The 1,509-nt window shown below is 67.7% G+C and carries 1 protein-coding gene and 1 pseudogene; one reads left to right on the top strand and one right to left on the bottom strand.

Translation table 11 applies throughout. From position 1 onward, the window contains the following. Positions 1-229 (top strand): annotated as a pseudogene (locus tag B3587_RS03585) (transposase); the annotation flags it as partial. 7 nt (positions 230-236) lie between these two features. On the opposite strand, the gene B3587_RS03590 reads toward B3587_RS03585, so the two are convergent. After that, complete coding sequence (locus B3587_RS03590) at positions 237-1,508, bottom strand: ISL3 family transposase (RefSeq protein WP_267189420.1); 1,272 nt, start codon at positions 1,506-1,508, stop codon at positions 237-239. Between the last annotated feature and the right edge of the window lies 1 nt (position 1,509).

A 1,509-nucleotide genomic window follows, 5' to 3' on the forward strand; every position in this document is an offset into this window, starting at 1 on the left:
GGCCGACAGGATGCTCGCCGACGGTCAGGACGTCGCGGCGGTGTGCCGGGAGCTCGTGGTGTCCGAGCAGACGTACTACCGGTGGCGGAACCAGTACGGCGGCCTCAAGGCCGACGACGCAAAGCGCCTGAAGGAGCTGGAGAAGCAGAATGCGACCCTGAAGCGTCTGCTCGCGGAAGCGGAGCTGGAGAAGGCCGCGCTCAAGGAGCTGGCTGAGGGAAACTGGCTCTTCGGAATTAGGGGTGTAGTTGGGGTCTGAATCCTCCGGCTTCGAGCAGGCTTCTTGCGATGTAGTTCGTGAGGTTCCGGAAGCCGAGCGCGGAGCCGCGGAGGTGTTCAAGTCGTCCGTTGATCGCCTCCGTTGGGCCGTTCGAGGTGCCGGGCCGATCGAAGAACGCGAGCACGTCGGCGGCGCGCTGCTTGAGGGTGCGGCCGAGCTTGCGGATCTCGACGAGCGCGGCAGGAACCCCGGTGCTGACCGCGTCGATCAGGGTCTGCATCATCTGCTTGCCATTCTTCTTGTCGGGTTCGCGATACGCGGCGATCATGCGCTGGTAGATGCCCCAGGTCGCTTCGACCTCGACGTGCTCCTCGGTCGCGAACAGCGCCTCCAGCCGAGCGCGTTGCCGGTCGGTGAGTAGCTTGTCGCCGGTGTGCAGGGTGCGGCGCGCCTGATAGAGCGGGTCGCCCTTCATCCCGCGGTGTCCGTGTAGATCCTGCTGAACGCGGCGGCGACACACATCGAGCGCATCGCCGGCGAGACGGACCACATGGAACGGATCCATCACCGGGACCGCGTCGGGCAGCTCTTCGGCGGCGGCCGTCTTGAAGCCGCTGAACCCGTCCATCGCGACCACCTCGATCCGCTTGGACCACTCCTTGGGCCGTGCCGCGAGCCACTGCTTGAACACGGCCTTCGAACGGCCCTCGACCATGTCGAGCAGCTGGGCCGGGCCTGTCTTCTCGCGGGCGGGCGTGAGGTCGATGATCACGGTCACGTACTTGTCGCCGTACCGGGTGTGACGCCAGACATGCTCATCGACGCCCAGGGTCGTGACCCCGTCGAACCGGCCGGGAGCGTCGATCAGACGACGCCGACCCTCGGCGAGAATCGCACTGTTCGCGGTATGCCAGGACACCCCCAGACCGGCCGCGGCGCGGGTCACCGTGAGATGGTCGACCACGATCGCCGTCAGCGCCCACCCGAGCCCGCCACGCGAGATCTTCGCCCGCGGCGCGGCGGCCTTCGTGGTGTCCTGCCGCCACGTCTTCCCGCAGTGCGCGCACCGGTAGCGGCGCACCCGGACCAGCAGTGTCGTGGGCCGGTGCCCGAACGGCTCATGCGCGAGCCGACGCACCACGGTGTCTCTCGGGACGCCTTCCGCGCCGCACTTCCGGCACCAGGGATCGTTCTCGACGACGCGGCACTCGATCACCGCCCGATCCGCCTCGAGATGTTGACCTACAGCCTCGAGGCCGAGCTCGTCGAGACGGCAGAACGTGGTCAGG

It is taken from the genome of Microbacterium sp. UBA837 (assembly GCF_002296025.1).
GTDB lineage: Bacteria > Actinomycetota > Actinomycetes > Actinomycetales > Microbacteriaceae > Microbacterium.